This window comes from Terrimicrobium sacchariphilum (genome assembly GCF_001613545.1).
Classification (GTDB): Bacteria; Verrucomicrobiota; Verrucomicrobiia; order Chthoniobacterales; family Terrimicrobiaceae; genus Terrimicrobium; species Terrimicrobium sacchariphilum.
Genome location: NZ_BDCO01000002.1, coordinates 193,365 through 209,588 on the forward strand (window position 1 = coordinate 193,365; position 16,224 = coordinate 209,588).

The 16,224-nt window shown below is 60.2% G+C and carries 15 protein-coding genes; 11 read left to right on the plus strand and 4 right to left on the minus strand.

Annotation, left to right across the window (positions count from 1 at the left end):
- The first annotated feature begins 68 nt into the window (after positions 1–68).
- From bamA to lpxD, 3 genes are all read left to right on the plus strand, one after another.
- Complete coding sequence (gene bamA / locus TSACC_RS01655; RefSeq protein ID WP_084400114.1) at positions 69–2,375, plus strand: outer membrane protein assembly factor BamA; 2,307 nt, start codon at positions 69–71, stop codon at positions 2,373–2,375.
- Positions 2,376–2,436: 61 nt separating this feature from the next.
- Positions 2,437–3,033, plus strand: coding sequence for an OmpH/Skp family outer membrane protein (locus TSACC_RS01660; protein ID WP_075077667.1), 597 nt, complete (start codon positions 2,437–2,439; stop codon positions 3,031–3,033).
- A 3-nt stretch (positions 3,034–3,036) separates the two neighbouring features.
- Positions 3,037–4,056 carry a UDP-3-O-(3-hydroxymyristoyl)glucosamine N-acyltransferase gene (gene lpxD, locus TSACC_RS01665; protein WP_075077668.1) on the plus strand — a complete coding sequence of 340 codons (1,020 nt, stop codon included), beginning with the start codon at positions 3,037–3,039 and terminating at the stop codon, positions 4,054–4,056.
- Positions 4,057–4,110: 54 nt separating this feature from the next.
- Here the strand turns inward: lpxD and TSACC_RS01670 are convergent, their stop codons facing one another.
- From TSACC_RS01670 to TSACC_RS01685, 4 genes are all read right to left on the minus strand, one after another.
- Positions 4,111–4,419 (minus strand): cupin domain-containing protein, encoded by a 309-nt coding sequence (locus TSACC_RS01670; RefSeq protein ID WP_075077669.1) that lies wholly within the window; start codon positions 4,417–4,419, stop codon positions 4,111–4,113.
- Positions 4,416–5,396 (minus strand): acetylxylan esterase, encoded by a 981-nt coding sequence (locus tag TSACC_RS01675; RefSeq protein ID WP_075077670.1) that lies wholly within the window; start codon positions 5,394–5,396, stop codon positions 4,416–4,418. The genes TSACC_RS01670 and TSACC_RS01675 overlap by 4 nt, the downstream gene beginning before the upstream one ends.
- A gap of 107 nt (positions 5,397–5,503) precedes the next feature.
- Positions 5,504–6,625, minus strand: a complete 1,122-nt coding sequence (locus tag TSACC_RS01680) for a Gfo/Idh/MocA family protein (protein WP_075077671.1) — start codon at positions 6,623–6,625, stop codon at positions 5,504–5,506.
- Between the two features lie 14 nt (positions 6,626–6,639).
- Entirely contained in the window at positions 6,640–7,461 is an 822-nt protein-coding gene (locus TSACC_RS01685; protein WP_075077672.1) for a sugar phosphate isomerase/epimerase family protein, read from the minus strand.
- Between the two features lie 127 nt (positions 7,462–7,588).
- Between TSACC_RS01685 and TSACC_RS01690 the strand changes: the two genes are divergently transcribed.
- The 8 genes from TSACC_RS01690 (at position 7,589) to TSACC_RS01725 (ending at position 16,201) form a co-directional block, all read left to right on the plus strand.
- Positions 7,589–8,386 (plus strand): AraC family transcriptional regulator, encoded by a 798-nt coding sequence (locus tag TSACC_RS01690; RefSeq protein WP_075077673.1) that lies wholly within the window; start codon positions 7,589–7,591, stop codon positions 8,384–8,386.
- 98 nt (positions 8,387–8,484) lie between these two features.
- A complete protein-coding gene (locus TSACC_RS01695; protein ID WP_153811200.1) occupies positions 8,485–8,769 on the plus strand; it encodes a hypothetical protein in 285 nt (94 codons plus the stop codon).
- 127 nt (positions 8,770–8,896) lie between these two features.
- Positions 8,897–9,343: a hypothetical protein gene (locus TSACC_RS01700; RefSeq protein ID WP_075077675.1), complete on the plus strand. Its 447-nt coding sequence runs from the start codon at positions 8,897–8,899 to the stop codon at positions 9,341–9,343.
- A gap of 9 nt (positions 9,344–9,352) precedes the next feature.
- On the plus strand, positions 9,353–10,627 hold the full coding sequence (locus tag TSACC_RS01705) for a TolC family protein (protein ID WP_084400115.1): 1,275 nt from the start codon (positions 9,353–9,355) through the stop codon (positions 10,625–10,627).
- Positions 10,624–11,409 carry an efflux RND transporter periplasmic adaptor subunit gene (locus TSACC_RS01710; protein WP_153811201.1) on the plus strand — a complete coding sequence of 262 codons (786 nt, stop codon included), beginning with the start codon at positions 10,624–10,626 and terminating at the stop codon, positions 11,407–11,409. Before TSACC_RS01705 ends, TSACC_RS01710 begins: the two co-directional genes overlap by 4 nt.
- Before the next feature lie 4 nt (positions 11,410–11,413).
- On the plus strand, positions 11,414–14,569 hold the full coding sequence (locus tag TSACC_RS01715; RefSeq protein ID WP_075077678.1) for an efflux RND transporter permease subunit: 3,156 nt from the start codon (positions 11,414–11,416) through the stop codon (positions 14,567–14,569).
- Between the two features lie 2 nt (positions 14,570–14,571).
- Positions 14,572–15,690 carry a hypothetical protein gene (locus tag TSACC_RS01720; protein WP_075077679.1) on the plus strand — a complete coding sequence of 373 codons (1,119 nt, stop codon included), beginning with the start codon at positions 14,572–14,574 and terminating at the stop codon, positions 15,688–15,690.
- Between the two features lie 28 nt (positions 15,691–15,718).
- Entirely contained in the window at positions 15,719–16,201 is a 483-nt protein-coding gene (locus TSACC_RS01725) for a hypothetical protein (protein WP_075077680.1), read from the plus strand.
- Positions 16,202–16,224: the final 23 nt, after the last annotated feature.

Consider the following 16,224-nt stretch of genomic DNA (forward strand, 5'->3'; position numbering starts at 1 on the left):
GCCCCATTCCGCAAGTGCTAACGGACTTGCCCAAAGTCGATGAGGCCTTGGGCAGGTTGCCTTTGCCCATGAGATTTTTCCGACATATTCACTGTCTGGTGGCGGTTGCCATCCTGTTCGCGCTTGCCCCTGTCTTGAAGGCGCAGGAACAGACCGGTCCCATCATTCGCGAAATCGCCGTTGAATATGTCGGTCCGCCGGCCATCAGCGAACAGCGAGTGCGTGATAACCTGGCGACCAAGGTCGGAGAGCCGTACAGCGAGCGTGCCGTGGAGTCCGACATCCGCGCCCTGTATGCGACGGGCGGCGTGGCCAACGTGCGTATGTTTGCCGAGCCGGCTGCGGACGGCGTGAAGGTGACGGTGCTCCTGCAGGGTCGCCCCGTCATTGAGGAGGTTGTGATCGAGGGTGCCGAGCAGCTTTCCATGAATCGCGTGCGCCGGGAAGTTTCCACCAAGGTGGGCGACGTGCTGAGCGAGGAAAAGCTGGAGTCGGACCGCCAGAAAATCCTCAAGATCTACGAGGACCGTTTTTACTCCGACGTGCAGGTGCAGTTTCGGGTGCAGGAGATCGCGAATTCCAATCGCGTGCGCGTCATTTTCCAGATCACCGAAGGCCCTCGCCTCGTGGTACGCCGCATCAACTTCATCGGCAACGACAGCGTGCTGCCGCGCGACCTGCTCAAGGTGATGAAGACCAAGACCTGGAACATCCTTTCGTTCTTCAACAAGAGCGGTCGCCTCCTTCCGGCGCAGATGGAAGAGGACAAGGTCGCAATCCGCACTCTTTATCAGAACCGCGGTTTTGCGGATGTGCAGGTGCAGGATTTCCAAACGGTTCCGCTGGAAAGCGATGGCGTGGAGCTGAATATCACGATCGTCGAAGGTATCCAGTATCGCGTGAACAACCTCAAGCTCGAGGGCGTAAATATCGTCCCGACGGAGGATCTGAAGGCCCGCCTCTCGATGCAGAATGGCTCGCTCTTCACCCCCAAGGGAATGGGCGATGATCTCAAACTCCTGCGTGATTTCTACGGCGCTCGCGGCTACGTCGACATGGTCGCGATGCCCGAGGTGCTCCCGGCTGGCCCGGGTGCGGTGGACGTGACCTATCGCATCGACGAGCAGTTCCAGAGCTATGTGAACCTCGTCAACATCCAGGGCAACACCCGCACGAAGGATCGTGTGATCCGTCGTGAGATGGCCGTGAAGCCGGGCGATGTCTTTGACACCACGCTGGTGGACGTGAGCCGCAAGCGGTTGGAGAACCTGAACTACTTTGACAAGGTGGAAACGGTGCCCACTGAGACGATCGTTCCGGGACGCAAAGACCTGAATGTGATCGTCAATGAGAAGCGCACGGGTTCGTTCAACTTCGGCGTGGGCTTCAGCACGACGGATAGTCTGGTCGGTTTCGCCGAATTGCAGCAGAGCAACTTCGATCTCTTCAACTGGCCGACCTTCGTGGGCGGAGGTCAGCGATTCCGCATTCGCGCCCAGTACGGTTTGCAGCGTAAAGACTTCGTCGTTTCGCTCACCGAGCCATGGTTCATGGGTTACAAGCTCTCGGTTGGCGGCGAGGCGTACTACCGCGAGGCGAACTTCCTCTCCTCGGTGTACAACCAGTCCAACTACGGCTTCGCCATTCAGGCTCGCAAGCAGCTGTGGCGCGCCCTGGCGGGACGCCTCGAGTACCGTCTCGAAGGCATCGATATCTTCGACGTCGATACGGACAATGTCGGCCAGTTCATTCAGGACTCTGCCGGGCTTTACACCCGCAGCGCCTTCACAGGCGGCCTGACGTGGGACACCCGCGACAGCCTGTTCCTCACCCGACGCGGCGAGTTGGTTGAGTTTACGACCTTCATTGCGGGCGGCGGCCTTGGTGGAGACGTGCAGGACTACGGGGTGTCGATCGAGGCTTCCAAGTACTTCCTGCTGCCGTGGGACATGATCTTCACGGTAAAGGGCGAACTCGCCGTGGTGGATTCCTGGGGCGGGTCCAACGAAGTGCCGATCTTTGACCGACTTTATCTCGGCGGCGCGAACAATCTGCGTGGTTTCAACTACCGCGAGGTGGGTCCGGTCGACCAGTACGACAACCCGATCGGTGGTCAGTCGCTCGGGTACATGACGCTCGAGTTGACATTCCCGATCATGTCGCGAGTGCGCGGTGCGGTCTTTACGGACGCCGGTTTCGTGAATGCTGATGCGTATGATTTCAGCACATCGGACGTGAATGCAGACATCGGTATCGGCCTGCGACTCGACCTGCCGATCGGACCGATCCGCGTCGATTACGGTTATCCGGTCATCCACGACACGTGGAATGGCCCTCCGGGCAAGTTCAACTTCAATATCGGCTACCAGTTTTAATTTTGAACGTAGCCGCGCCCTCGGCGGTCGAATTTAAACTCCAATCAGTTAAAAACACCCTATGCGCAAACTCATCCTCTCCACCGTCCTGGCAACCGCTGCGATGTGCGTGGCCGCAAACTCCGCCAATGCCCAGATCAAGGTCGGCATCGTGGACATGAACACTGTCTTCACGTCCTACTACAAGACGAAGGACGCCGAGACGAAGATCAACAGCCAGCGGGCTGATGCCAAGAAGGAGCTCGATCAGCGCCTCGAGGGCCTGAAGAAGCTCATGGAGGATATCAACAAGCTCAACAAGGACATCGAAAAGCCCGAACTGAGCAAGGATGGCAAGGACAAGGCCACCAAGGATCGTGACGAAAAGATCACCGAGGCTCGTGACCTCGACCGCCAGATCGGTGAGTTCCGCCAGGGCAAGGAGAAGCAGCTGCAGGACCAGTTCCTCCGCATGCGCAAGGACATCATCGACGACATCATGGCTGTGGTGAACGACAAGGTGAAAGCCGGTGGTTATGACATCGTCTTTGACAAGAGCGGTGCCAGCATGGGCCAGATCCCGATCGTGCTCTACTCGCGCGCCGACCTCGACTTCAGCAACGACATCATCACGACGCTGAACAAGAACGCACCGAAACCCGGCTCGGCTGCCAACTAAGGCATGCCCTCGCTCTCGCTCCGCGAAATCGCCGAGCGCCTGGGAGGCTGGGTCGCACCCGAAAATCAGGAGACGCTGATCACAAGCGCAGCGTCCCTGACGGATGCTGATGAGGGGGATCTTTCCTTCTACGCTAATCCCAAGTATCTCAAGGCATTGCGCAAATCCCGCGCCACAGCCGTGCTCGTTCCGCACGGCTTTGGTGAGGAAATTCCTGCCATCCGTATCTGGGTGGACAGCCCGATGGAGGCGTTTACCCGCCTCCTGATGGAGTTTGCCCCGAAGCCGATCACCTTTCCTCCGGGAGTAGATCCCGGGGCTCATGTCGCATCCGATGCGCAGCTGGGTGAAGGAGTCCGGATCGAATCCGGTGTCGTGATCGAACCCGGCGTCCGCATCGGCGCTGGCACGATCATCCAGGCTAATGCCTACATCGGGCATGAGACGACGATCGGCGAGCAGTGCTTCATCCAGGCGAATGTCACGATCCGTGATCGCTGTCAGATCGGCGACCGGGTGATACTCCAGCCCGGAGTCGTGATCGGGTCAGATGGCTTTGGTTATGAATTCCGTGATGGTCGGCAGGTCAAAATCCCGCAGACCGGTATCGTCCAAATCGATAGCGATGTCGAAATCGGTGCCAACAGCACGGTTGACCGGGCGCGGTTTGGGCGTACCTGGATTCAGGAGGGGGTCAAAATCGACAACCTCGTCCAGATCGCGCACAACGTCATCATTGGCAAACACAGCATCATCTGCGCCCATGTCGGCATATCTGGCAGCGTGCGGGTGGGGAGTCACGTCACGCTCGCTGGCAAGGTGGGTGTGAATGGTCATATCGAGATCGGTGACGGAGCGATCGTCACCGCCATGGCCGGCATCACGAAGAGCGTGCCGCCCAAGGAGATTCTCGTCGGCCTGCCTGCCAAGCCCATGCGTGAGTACAAGGAGAACTATGTCCTCCTGCACAACATCCGGAAGCTTTACGACCGGGTGAAGGCTCTCGAGGCCAAGCAGGAATAGACTTTTATCAGGCGGCTCGGAAATCCCGCAGCCGCCTGATGTCTCGTCCTCCCCTCAACGGGAGAAGTGCAAGGCCAGCCAGACCGCGTCGACCGAGACGCTTTCGACTCGATGGCGGCGATGGGCTGGAATCAACACGGCGTCGCCGGGCGACATGGTTTGCCGGGCGCCATCATCAAAGGCGAGAGTTGCCTCGCCCCGTAAAAGGGTCACCCATTCCTCCTGCTCCTGGTCGTACCAGAAACCGGGAGGACTGCATTCGCCATGGGAGATGATATGCTCGAGGCGGAACGAATTGCCGTCCAGAAGCTGGCGAAACTCCTCCGTGGCACCTGGGTGAAGAGGCAGAAGGTTTTCCTTCATGGTACAGGGTGATTCCTGGAAAACCATTCGCCGAGCAGGGAGTGGAGTTCCTCTCCCTCGGTGATCTCATAACGGCAGGCAAAATGCGCGGCCGAGCGGACGTAGAGCTCCTTCGGCCCTGGGATGGCATTGTAGATAGAAAACTGGCCCTGCGGAGGGACAGCGGGATCGAACAGCGCCGGGCTGACAAAAGTGGGGATGCGAATATGGCGCGCGGCAGTGGCCCCGTCGAAATACGAGAGCACTTTCATCACCTCCGGGCGGGCAAGCCAATACTCCCGGACGGCGGCTCCGCTGCCTGCACATGGGACGGCTACGCGGAGGGGGTGATTTCCGAAGCTCGGGATATCAAGGTATGCTTTGTGAAAACGGGAGTCCCACGGGATCGTGAGCGCTCCCATGCCGCCACCGAAGCTGCCGCCCATGTACCGGAGGTCTTCTGCCGTGCCCGGAAACATCTCGATGAGGACTGAGGCCGCCTGCCAGGCGTCGGCAACGCAACCGCGATGGATATAGGTTTCGCGGGATGTGATGCCATGGACGACATGGTTGCCAGCCTCGCCAGGAATGTCGGGATGGGAGGAGCGGTTGAAGCCGCGCGCGCAGGGGAAAATGGCGGGACCGAGCGGTGCGGGCAAATCAAAGTCTGGTTCGCCACGCCCGCCATAGCCGTGATAGATGACCCAGCCGCCGCGGTGGTGATCGGACTTTGGTACAGTGATCCAGGCGCCAATGCGGACTCCGCCGAGAGAGTCGTACTCCACCTCGTAGAGCTCGAACTCCGCGCGGGGGCTGGGTATTTCCCGTGACGTCAACCTCAGCGGGATGGCCCGGGTTTCCGCGTAGGTGGCCTCCCAGAAATGGCGAAAATCGGCAGGTTCCTCAGGGAGGGGAATACGCAGCAGGGAGTCGAGATCGTAACCGTAGGTCGGGTCGAACGGGAACGGATGTTCCAACTTCGGGGCGACTTTTTTCATGGAACCCTCAGTAAACGACCGATGGCAGGCCGGAGGCAATGCCAGGGCACAAAAAAGCGCCGCGGGAGATAAACTCCACGCGACGCTTCTGCATGAGGCTTGAGATATTAAGCGTCGAGCAGGGAGTTTGTCATGCCCAATGGGAACGGGGCTGGCTGAGCGCACTGATTCACAAGATCGACGAAACGTCGTTCCGTGAAGGATGTCTCAAAGGCGCTGATGACCTCGAGCGAGTGTAGGGCGAGGCGCGCGTCGCAGCGATGCGGACGACCGGACTGGATGGCATGAGCCATGTCGGCAACGCCGATGCTGCGCGAGTTTTCCTGATAATCGAAGGTGAGCGGCATCTTTGCCCAGCCGGGGAAGTTCTTACGCAGTAGCTCGACCTCACCGCCGAAGGTATTCGGGTCGGGAGCGATCACGCTGCCTTCCGTGCCGTAAATCTCGATCGGGTTATGCTTGCCGCCTACGACATCGAAGCTCACGACGAGCGAGACGACTGCGCCGCTTTCAAAGAGCAGCGTGCCGGCGTAGTGCGTCGGAACCTCCGCGGGGAGGAACTTGCCGAACTGCTCCTTGCAGGTGGCGAGGCGTTGCTCGCGAGCCTTGCCATTGATGGCGCAGACGGATTTCACCGGGCCGAGCAGGTGGATGAGCGCCGTGACGTAGTACGGACCCATATCCATGAGCGGGCCGGCTCCACGCTGGTAGAGGAAGCCGGGATTGGGATGCCAGCTCTCTGGACCGGACGAGAGCATGAATGCCGTGCCGGCGAGCGGACGGCCGACGAAGCCATCGTCGATGATCTTGCGGACGGTTTGGTAGCCGGCGCCGAGGAAGGTGTCGGGAGCACAACCGACGCGGAGACCGCGCTGGTCGGCCTCCGCAATGATGGAGCGAGCCTCCTCGAGGGTGACGCCGAGCGGTTTCTCGCTGTAGGCGTGTTTTCCAGCGCGCAGGATGTCCAGGGTGACCTGGGCATGGGCCTGAGGAATGGTGAGATTGATCACGATGTCGATCTCAGGATCAGCGAGCAGTTCGGGAATCGTCAGGGCCTTGATTCCGAATTCGTCGGCGCGTGCCTGCGCGGTATCCGGGTTGAGGTCGGCGCAGGCTTTGAGCTCGAGGATACGGAAAAGCTGACATCCCTTGGCGTAGGCGCCAAAGATGTTGCCGCAGCCGATAATGCCGACGCGGACGGGCCGTACGTTGTCGAGAAGAGATTTCATGGGTGAACAAAGGGCTAGCGGTTGCCGGCGGCAAGGCCGTTGCTGATGAGATAACGATAGCTCGACTCGACGCACTCAAACATGTCGGTCTTGCTGTTGTCCTGCTCGACCACGAGCCATTGGGTGACGGCGGGATTCATCGCGGCGATGATACCCTTAATGTCGTTCTTGCCAGATCCTACCGGCAGGAGGGCGGCGTCGTCGGCATTGAGGACTTCCAGTTGGGAAGTCTCCTCGTTGTAGCGGGACTCGGGACGAACGAATGGGCCGTCTTTGATGTGGAGCAGTGGCGAGCGATCACCGAAGCGGCGCACCATCTCGGCGGCGTCGTTTTCTCCGAAATTGGCGGCCCAGTAGGTATCGAGTTCGAAATGAACGTCGGGGCAAAGCTCGGCGAAGATGTCGTACTTGATGCGACCGTCGATTTTTTCAAACTCCCAGGCGTGATTGTGCAGGGTGAGGGTGAGGCCGCCAGCCTTGAGCTTGGCATTGATCTCGGCGACCTCGTCGGCGGTGCGGCGGATATCCTCGAGTGTGGCAAATTCCTTTGTGCCATAGCCGCCCGCGACCATGTCAACGCCGAGGATGCCGCAGATATCGATCACCTCCTGGGTATTGTCAATACGTGCCCACGGGCTGTGCGTGGAGGAGACCACCATGCCGAGATCCTCGACATAGGCGCGGAAATCCTTCGGGGTGAAGTTGAAGAAACCGGCGGGCTCCACGCCCTTGTAGCCGATCTCGGCGAGGCGGCGCAGGACGGCCGGGAAGTCTTTCGCAGCTTCGTCCCGGAGAGTGTAGAGCTGAACGGAAATGGGTTTGAGGGTGTTCGACATAAGGAGGAGGAATTAACGATTTCTATGGAATGGAGTTTGTCCTGATAAGGATTGAAGGAGTATGTCACAGGGATCAGGAGAGTGAAATTGACGATTTCTCTGATTCTTTTACAAAATCCCCATTGATATGAAGATCCCCTCCCAACGGCCGACCGGAATCGAGATGGGGTATTATGAGGCTCCCGCTGTAGACGAAGTGCGTCCTTACCGGATAGAAGCGGGCTTTCATCTTGTGGAATTGGTTGTGGGCGGGGTTGTGCGGTTTGACGTTGGCACCCGGGAGCTGCGGCTTGGAGCCGGTGCGATGTTCTGGCACATTGAGGGAGAGGATACGATTTACCGGACGTCTCCCGAGGCGCCTTACAAGTGCTATGTCTTTGACCTTGCCATTCCCACAGGTACTCCGCGTCCCGTGCCCCGCCTTTCCGTATTGCCTGATATTCAGAAGGCGACGGAAATCGGGAGGGAGTTCCTGGTAGCGTACCACAGTGAGTCTGTCGACCGGAGTATCCTGTGTGAAAGCGCGTGGTCGCGGCTGATCTGGGAGGCGCATCTTGCGGAGGTAGGCAATACCGGTCCGGAAATCCCGCCAAGCATGCGTGCGGCGCTGGCTTTCATCGAGGCGGGATACATGAGGGCCGACCTCTCGGTGCGGACGATCGCGAGGGCGGCGGGATTGAGCGAGGCACATCTGCATGCTCTCTTCCGGGAACATTTCGGACAGACGCCGCATCAATTTGTCCTGGCCCGGCGTATTCAGGAGGCAAGGTATCGGCTGACGGGCACGCGGCAAACGATCAAGGCTATTGCTGCCGAGTGCGGCTTTGCCAATATCGAGACATTCTACCGGGTTTTCCAGCGGCAGCTCGGAACGACGCCGCAGAAGTACCGCATGGCGCACGAGAGATTTTCATTCGGTCGGTGAGGCAGGAATCCATTTCCGTTTGACAAACGGCGTGGTTGCGGGGAATAGGGAGATCACTGATGAGCGTTTGCCGCAAATTCGCCGGAATTTTTTGGGCCATGGCCCTCCTCTTTGTCGTGGTGGGTCAGATGGCTCATGCCACGACGGAGATTTTCTGCGCGGACGATCATGCAGTGGAGGTGCAATGTGCAGACTCCGGAGAAAGTGGAAGCTGCCCGGCGGAACACTCTGGCTGCCATGCCCATGTGCATTTGTCCCTGGCCTTGTCCGATGCGGACTCGGCTCTTTATGTCGCGCTGACGGCTGATCCGTTGCGCATTTCCGACGAGGCTGCTCTCGACGCCCCTGTGCGCGAGATCGATCATCCGCCGCAATTGTCCTGATTCCTCGCGGGCGCAGTGTGCCCGTGAGCAATTGAATCCCCGAGGCGCTGCCTCGCGCCTGCATGTCTTCACGCAGGCCTCATTCAACCCTCCGTGCGCCCGTAGGCGCGCGGCTATCAGGACAATCATGAACACACATTATCGTTTTAAATACCGGGTTCCCGGGGTTGCTGCGCTTGCCGCGATCGCTGGAGCATTTACCTTTTTCATGGACAACGCCTCCGCCGGGACGGTGTTCCCTCATACGAGTTCGGCACTGGTGATCGAGAGTCAGGGGTCCACGGCCAGCGAGTTCAAGAGCTTTCGCGCGGTGGAATCGAAAGACAAACTCTACGTCACAGGCAGCATTCGCAAGCGTCCTGGCAACACGCTCCTCAGCCATGTTGACGTGCAGCTCCTCGATGCCCGCGGACGCTTGATTGCGGAAGCGCGAGAGCCGATCAGTTACCGGCATCCGCGTACTGGCAATGGCAAGATCGGACGCTCTCCCTTTGTTGCGAGCTTCCCACTGGCCGAGGCGCGGCAGGCGGCCCGGATCATCGTGCGGTATCATCCCTCGAGCCACGGTTCCTAAGGAAACCCCATGAGACGAATACGAGGGATGTGGGGGTGCATGGCGATGCTGGCCGCATTTTCGGCGCATGCCGAGGAAGGGACTGTCTATACCATCGACGGGCTGGTGACGCGTGCTCTGGCGAATAATGCGGAACTGAAAGCCTATGAGGCGGAGGTACTGGCTGCGAGGGGACAACGTACCCAGGCGGGGTTTTTCAAGAATCCCGAAGTGACAGTGGAGCTCGGAGGGCGTGAGGTTCGCGACTCGGAGAACATTCTCCAGGGAAGCGGAACGACTTTCAGCCTGACCGTGATGCAGACGCTGGAGTTTCCCGGCAAGGGGACCCTGCGCAAGGCGATCGCCAACAAGAATGTCGAGATCGCCGAGCTGGGACTTGCTCAGTTCCGGCTGTCGCTGGCAGCGCAGGTGCGATTGCTGGGCTACGAGTATCTCGCCGCCGCATCGACGGAGAGGGCGGCGGAGAGCGTGTATAAGCAGTCGCGGGCGGTTGCAGAGCAGCTGGGCGAGAGCGGGGACTTTGGTGCGAGGCTGCAACTCGAGTCCCGGCTGGTCCAGGCGAGTCTCGTGGAGCTGGGAGCAAGGATCAAGGAGGCGTCCCTTCGTTCCGAACGGGCGCGCACGCGGATCAACGCTCTGTTGGGACGCCCGCAAAGCCTGCCGATTCGTATTACCTCGTCTTTTGCCCCGCCGACGGCTGTCTTTGACAGGTCGGCGGTGATTCTGGCCGCACAGAGTGGGAGTCCGCTTTTGCAGATCCGACGCAAGGAGCTGGAGCGCTCCGCACGAGAACTGACGGCCACCCGGCTCGATATCGCGCCGGATTTTGCGATCGGTCCATTCTTCAGTCGCGATGTGGCTGGGGATACGGAGCAGAATCTCGGAGGGGCGATCTCCGCGACGCTGCCGGTATGGGACTGGAACATTGGCAACATCCAGGGTGCGAGGGCTCGTATGGCCGTTGCCGAGGCGCTGCGGGTGAAGGCTGAGCGGGAGGTCGAGGCGGAGCTGCTTGGGCTTATCAAGGCGTATGAGCTCACCCGTCGTCAGATCGCGATGATACCTCTGGGGTTGCTGGGCGGTGTGCAGGAGGCTTCCGCGCTGGCGGAGACGCAGTATCGCAACGGCTCCATCGGGGCGCAGCTCTATCTCGATACGCAGGCGGCCTACCTGAACTCGCTCCAAACATCGCAGGACGCCGTCCTTGATGCGTGGCGCGCGGTGCTCGACATCGGCCTCCTCACCGGCGGTCAGCTGGAAACTCTCAAGGGAGCAAAACGATGAGGAGGACAGTACTTCTTGCACTGGTGGCTGTGAACGCATGGACCCTTGCAGGCTGCGGACCCAAAGTTGTGGGCCATCAGAAGGGAGAAAGCGAGGAGGCGCACGGCGGCCATGATCATGGGGAATCCGGCGCGGAGGGAGCAAAATACTCTGAGGGCAAGGGGATCCAGCTTATGCCGGAAACAGGGAAGGCCATAGGTCTTTCCACCGCCGAGGCGGAGGAGCGGGAACTGACACCGACGGTTGCGGTCGAGGCTCAGGTTTACCGGTCAGCATCGGAGCCGTCGAGGCCGGGACGCGAGCAGGCCGGATCGGCCTACGCGACGGCGTTTCTGCCGCCGCGACTGGCGAGTTCATTGAAAACGGGCGATCCGGCTTCCGTGCGCACGGGTGGCGGAGAGTTCTCCGCTCGAGTATGGAAAGTCGAGTCCATATCGCGGGACGCAGTCAATAACGAGGAGGTGATCCTCGAGATTGCGGATAGCGAGGCGCTGTTGCGCGTCGGGGAGTTCGTCTCCGGGGTGGTGACCCGGCCGGGAGGCGCTGCATCGGTCGTGGCCATCCCGCGTGCTGCCGTATTGGAGACCGCAACGGGGAAGTTTGTCTTTGTCGAGAATGGCAGATTCCTCCTGCGCACTCCCGTGACGACCGGGGCGGAATCCGCGGACTATATCGAGATCGCGGACGGCTTGTATGCCGGTGATGTCGTGGCCACCCAACCAGTTGAAACCCTTTATTTGATCGAGTTGCGCTCCACCAAGGGAGGCGGCCACTCGCACTAACCCAATGATCGAACGAATTATCGAGTTTTCCCTGCGCCAGCGTGTCTTTGTGCTGCTGGGCGCAATCGCCCTGCTGGCAGCGGGGCTGTGGTCTGCCACGAGGCTGCCCATTGATGCCGTGCCGGACATCACAAACATTCAGGTCCAGATCAACAGCGAGGTCAAGGGCCTCGCCCCGGAGGAGATCGAAAAGCTGGTCACCTATCCGCTGGAGATGGAGATGTTTGGCATACCCGGCATGACGGAGATGCGGTCGTTGTCGAAGTTTGGCCTCTCCCAACTGACTCTGGTCTTTGAGGAGGGCACGGATATTTATCGCGCCCGCCAGTTGGTGAGCGAGCGATTGCAAAACGCGGTCGACGAACTGCCTCGCGGTGTGTCGCCGAAGCTTGCTCCCATAACCACGGGCCTGGGCGAGATCTATTATTACGTGGTCGATTTCGCACCGGGCTACGACGGTGTGGACAAGCCCAAGACGCGGTCGGAGCAATTGATGGAGCTGAAACTGATCCATGACTTTGTGGTGAAGCCGCAGCTACGCAGTGTCCCGGGTATCGCGGAGGTCAATGCCTCCGGAGGCTACGAAAAGCAGATCGTCATATTGCCCAAGCCGGAGAAGCTCCTGAGTAGCGGCGTCACGTTCAAGGAACTCTCTGATACCATCGGGGAGAACGTCGAGAATGCTGGCGGAAGCGTGATCCAGCTCGGTGGCGAGCAGATCGCGATCCGGTCCAATGGGCGGGTTCAGTCAGCGGAGGAGATCGGCAACATCCCGGTCAAGTTCCGCGCGGGAGCCGAGCCGCTCCGAGTGAAAGACCTCGCCGATGTGGAAATCGGCAAAAACATCCGCACGGGGTCTGCCACCTACAATGGCCAGGAGGCAGTCTTGGGGGCGGCACTGATGCTTTCGGGAGAGAACAGCCGCATCATTGCGAAGCGGGTCGACGACAAAATCCGGGAGGTCCGGGGCAAGCTCCCGCCGGGAGTGGAGATCAAGACAGTGTACGACCGCACGACGCTCGTGGACCAGACCATCGCGACGGTGGAGCGCAATCTCTTCGAGGGAGCCATCCTGGTGGTCGTCGTGCTGCTGCTCCTGCTGGGCAACTGGCGCGCTGCCTTGATCGTCTCGACGGCGATCCCGCTGTCGTTTCTCTTTGCCATCACCGGCATGGTGGAGACGAGGCTCTCGGGCAACCTCATGAGCCTCGGGGCGGTGGATTTCGGCCTCATCATCGACGGCGCAGTCGTGATGGTGGAAAACATCGTGCGGCGCCTCGGCCTCCGACAGCATGAGCTGGGCAGGCTGCTGAACAAGGAAGAGCGCATACATACCGTGCTCGCGGCGGCGAAGGAGGTCGGTCGACCGACATTTTTTGGCGTTCTGATCATCACGATTGTCTACATCCCGCTCCTGTCGCTGGTGGGTGTGGAGGGCAAGATGTTCAAGCCGATGGCCCTCACGGTCATCTATGCGTTGATCGGGGCGCTGATTCTTTCGCTCACGCTCATGCCGGTGCTTTGTTCGTACTTCCTGCGAGGCAGGATCAGCGAGGAGGACAACTTCGCCATCCGCTTTCTCAAGCGGCTTTACGAGCCGACGCTGCGCTGGGCCTTGCGGATGCGCTGGGTGGTGGTGGGCGGCGCGGTGGCGCTGTTCGTTCTCGCCCTGCTGATCTTTGGCCGGCTCGGGGCGGAGTTCATTCCGCAGCTCGACGAGGGGTCCTTTGCGGCGCACATGATCCGCACGACGAGCATCGGACTCGATGCCTCTGTCGGCATGCAGGAGCGGGCGGAAAGGGTGCTCCTCGAGAAGTTCCCGGGTGTTGCATACACCTTCTCCCGCATTGGCACGGCGGAGGTGGCGACTGATCCGATGGGGGTGAACGTCGCCGATACATACATCTTCTACAAGCCACTGGAGGAGTGGCCGAAGGTCGATGGCAGGACCCCGACCAAGGATGACCTTGCCAATCGCATGAGTGCCGAGCTCAGCGTGCAGGTGCCGGGGCAAGCGTATCTTTTCTCCCAGCCGATCGAGATGCGCTTCAATGAGATCCTCGAGGGAACGCGGGCCGATATCGCGGTGAAGGTCTTTGGCGATGATTACGCAGAGATCGAGAAGATCGCCGGCGAGGTACGCGAGATCCTTGAGAAAGTGCCGGGGGCGGCGGATGTGGAGTTTGACGCGCTAGGCAAGGCGCCGCTCCTCGAGGTGACTCCAAACCGAGCGGCCATGGCGAAATACAATGTGCACGCCAGCGAGATCAACGACGCGGTCGAGCATGCCATGGCGGGCGGCGAGCCTGGCATGGTGATCGATGGCAACCGCCGTTATCCCATCGTCGTGCGGATGCCGGAAAATCTCCGGGCAAAGATCGAGGAGATGAAGAAGCTCCCGCTCCGCACCTCGGAGGGCGGGTTGGTCACGCTCGGGCAGGTGGCGGATTTCTCAGTGGAGGAGAAAGTCAATACAATCGCCCGGGAGATGGGCCAGCGTCGCGCGGCCATCATGGTCAACCTGCGCGGGCGCGACGTGGAGAGCTTTGTGCTGGAGGCGCAGAAGAAAGTGGCGGAGATGGTCCGGCTGCCTGCCGGATACTCGGTCGAGTTTGGCGGACAGTTCAAGAACCTCCAGGAAGCCCGGTCGAGGCTCGGCATCATCGTGCCGGTGGCACTGGTGGTGATTTTTCTGCTGATCTTCATGGCCTTTGGCAGCCTGCGGCAGGCGATGCTTATTTACACAGGCATACCCCTGGCGGTGACGGGCGGCATCTTTGCCCTGTGGGCGCGTGGCATGCCATTCAGCATCAGCGCGGGAGTCGGGTTTATTGCCTTGTCCGGCGTGGCGGTGCTCAATGGCCTGATGATGGTGAGCTATTACAACCAGCTCCGTGAGGCGGGGGAGTCCCTGTTTGACGCGGTGGTGGTGGGTTCGCTCACGCGACTGCGACCTGTGATGATGACTGCGATGGTGGCGAGCCTTGGCTTCCTGCCGATGGCGCTCGGTCATGGCGCAGGTGCGGAGGTGCAGAGGCCGCTGGCCACTGTCGTTATCGGAGGCATCATCAGCTCGACCTTTCTCACGTTGGTCGTGCTGCCGGTGTTGTACCAGTTCTTCGAATCCCGCCTTGGTGGAGGCAATACCAAAGAGTCCTGAACATGAAGCGTTTTTTCATCCTTCTTACCCTGGCGGGCAATGTTTTCGGGGAGGCGCTGACTCCTGACCAGCTGGCGCGACAGGCGTTAAGCGGAAATCCCGAGTTAAGATTCTACGAGGAGCAGGTGGCGGCATTGCCCAAGCCCGCGAAAGTCCCGGTTCCGGAAATTTTGCAACCGCTGGATTTCCCTTCGCAAACGGAGCTGCGCCGGGCGGTACTCAATCTCGACCGGGATATGGCCAGGCTGTATCTCGCTGAGTTTCGTTATGTGCTCGAGAGCGAGGTGCGCCTTGGCGCGGTGGAATATCAGTCTGCAGTGGAAACTGCGGCGACGGCGGCCGACATAGCTCATCGCATCGGGGCGCTGGTCAAGATGCTGGAGGAACGCCCTGCAGCAGGTGTCGAAGCGCTGATCGAACGCCGTATCCTTGAGGGTGCGGCGCTGCCATTCATCCGTGAAGCCGCGGAGGCGAAGGTGCGTGCGGAATATCTGCGCACCCGTCTCAATGGATTGCTCGGGCGAGAGGCGGGCAAATCGCTGGAGATTTCCGGCGGCCTTGGGTTGCCAGCGCAAAAGGAGGTCGATGCGGTCGAGCGCCCCCTTTTGTTGAAGATCCGCGAAGCGGAGATCGCCCGGGGGCTGGCTGGTGGCGGGGCAGCGGCTGAGATCGAGGCATTCGCAGTTGGTGGATGGTTTACACGGGAGGGCCTGGGAGCAAACGATGCGATGACGGGAATGACCCGGCCCGGTGCGACCTACGGGGCGGCTCCAGACAAGACGCGTGAGCGGCTGTCCGATGATGCCCGGCGAAAGTGGACGCGAGAGCAGGCGCAGAGACGCGCGGCCCTGGCTGCGGCCAAGGAAGTGGTGGAGGCCATTCCACCAACGCTGGTGCAAAATCTTCAGGCTGCGGCCGACCTGGCGGAGCGACAGTATCGCGTCGGCGCCCTGGGGGTGAATCTGCTCGTGGAAATCCATCACGAGTACCTCGACGCGCTGCAAAGCCGCAATGCATCGATCCTCCAGGCATGGCGCAATGCGCTCGATCTCGCCTTTCTCGATCTTCCGGCCGACGAGGCTCCTCCTAAAGGGAAGATCACCGTGAAGCCCGTAAATTGACCGAACCAGTAAACCCAAACCCATACCTATGAAAACACTCCTGACATCTGCACTAGCCATCATCGTTCTCGTCTCCACAGTATTTGCCGCTGACGGTCATGATCACGGGAAGACCATTCCTGGACCGAAAGGTGGTCGAGTCGTCGAGGTCGAGGGAGGCCATGCGGAATTCCTCGTCCAGTCCGACCGCAGAGTATCCGTGGTTTTTTACGGAGAAGACATGAAGCCCGTGAACGCTGCGGAGCAGATTGTCACCTTGGTAGCCGAGGCTCCGGCGGGAAAAGAGAAACTCGAGTTTGAGAAGGCGGCGGACCAGTTCGTTTCCAAGACGGCGCTACCCGAGGGCGATGGATACCGCATCGTGTTGCAAATCCGCACGACCGAAGGGGCCAAGCCGCAGAACTTCCGCATCGATTACCACACCGAGACGTGCGGCAAATGCAACCGTGCGGAATATGCCTGCATTTGCACGGAGGAAAGTGGCGGCGGCCATGGCGGCCACAGCCACTAGAAAAGTTTGATAGAGAGACCTCG

Bases quoted from the DNA above. Each gene is read 5' to 3' on its own strand.
- TSACC_RS01660 (WP_075077667.1), top strand. From the start codon at position 2,437: ATGCGCAAACTCATCCTCTCCACCGTCCTGGCAACCGCTGCGATGTGC.
- TSACC_RS01675 (WP_075077670.1), bottom strand. From the start codon at position 5,396: ATGAAAAAAGTCGCCCCGAAGTTGGAACATCCGTTCCCGTTCGACCCG.
- TSACC_RS01725 (WP_075077680.1), top strand. From the start codon at position 15,719: ATGAAAACACTCCTGACATCTGCACTAGCCATCATCGTTCTCGTCTCC.
- lpxD (WP_075077668.1), top strand. From the start codon at position 3,037: ATGCCCTCGCTCTCGCTCCGCGAAATCGCCGAGCGCCTGGGAGGCTGG.
- TSACC_RS01695 (WP_153811200.1), top strand. From the start codon at position 8,485: ATGGCCCTCCTCTTTGTCGTGGTGGGTCAGATGGCTCATGCCACGACG.
- TSACC_RS01700 (WP_075077675.1), top strand. From the start codon at position 8,897: ATGAACACACATTATCGTTTTAAATACCGGGTTCCCGGGGTTGCTGCG.
- TSACC_RS01670 (WP_075077669.1), bottom strand. From the start codon at position 4,419: ATGAAGGAAAACCTTCTGCCTCTTCACCCAGGTGCCACGGAGGAGTTT.
- TSACC_RS01720 (WP_075077679.1), top strand. From the start codon at position 14,572: ATGAAGCGTTTTTTCATCCTTCTTACCCTGGCGGGCAATGTTTTCGGG.
- TSACC_RS01705 (WP_084400115.1), top strand. From the start codon at position 9,353: ATGAGACGAATACGAGGGATGTGGGGGTGCATGGCGATGCTGGCCGCA.
- TSACC_RS01690 (WP_075077673.1), top strand. From the start codon at position 7,589: ATGAAGATCCCCTCCCAACGGCCGACCGGAATCGAGATGGGGTATTAT.
- TSACC_RS01715 (WP_075077678.1), top strand. From the start codon at position 11,414: ATGATCGAACGAATTATCGAGTTTTCCCTGCGCCAGCGTGTCTTTGTG.
- TSACC_RS01685 (WP_075077672.1), bottom strand. From the start codon at position 7,461: ATGTCGAACACCCTCAAACCCATTTCCGTTCAGCTCTACACTCTCCGG.
- bamA (WP_084400114.1), top strand. From the start codon at position 69: ATGAGATTTTTCCGACATATTCACTGTCTGGTGGCGGTTGCCATCCTG.
- TSACC_RS01680 (WP_075077671.1), bottom strand. From the start codon at position 6,625: ATGAAATCTCTTCTCGACAACGTACGGCCCGTCCGCGTCGGCATTATC.
- TSACC_RS01710 (WP_153811201.1), top strand. From the start codon at position 10,624: ATGAGGAGGACAGTACTTCTTGCACTGGTGGCTGTGAACGCATGGACC.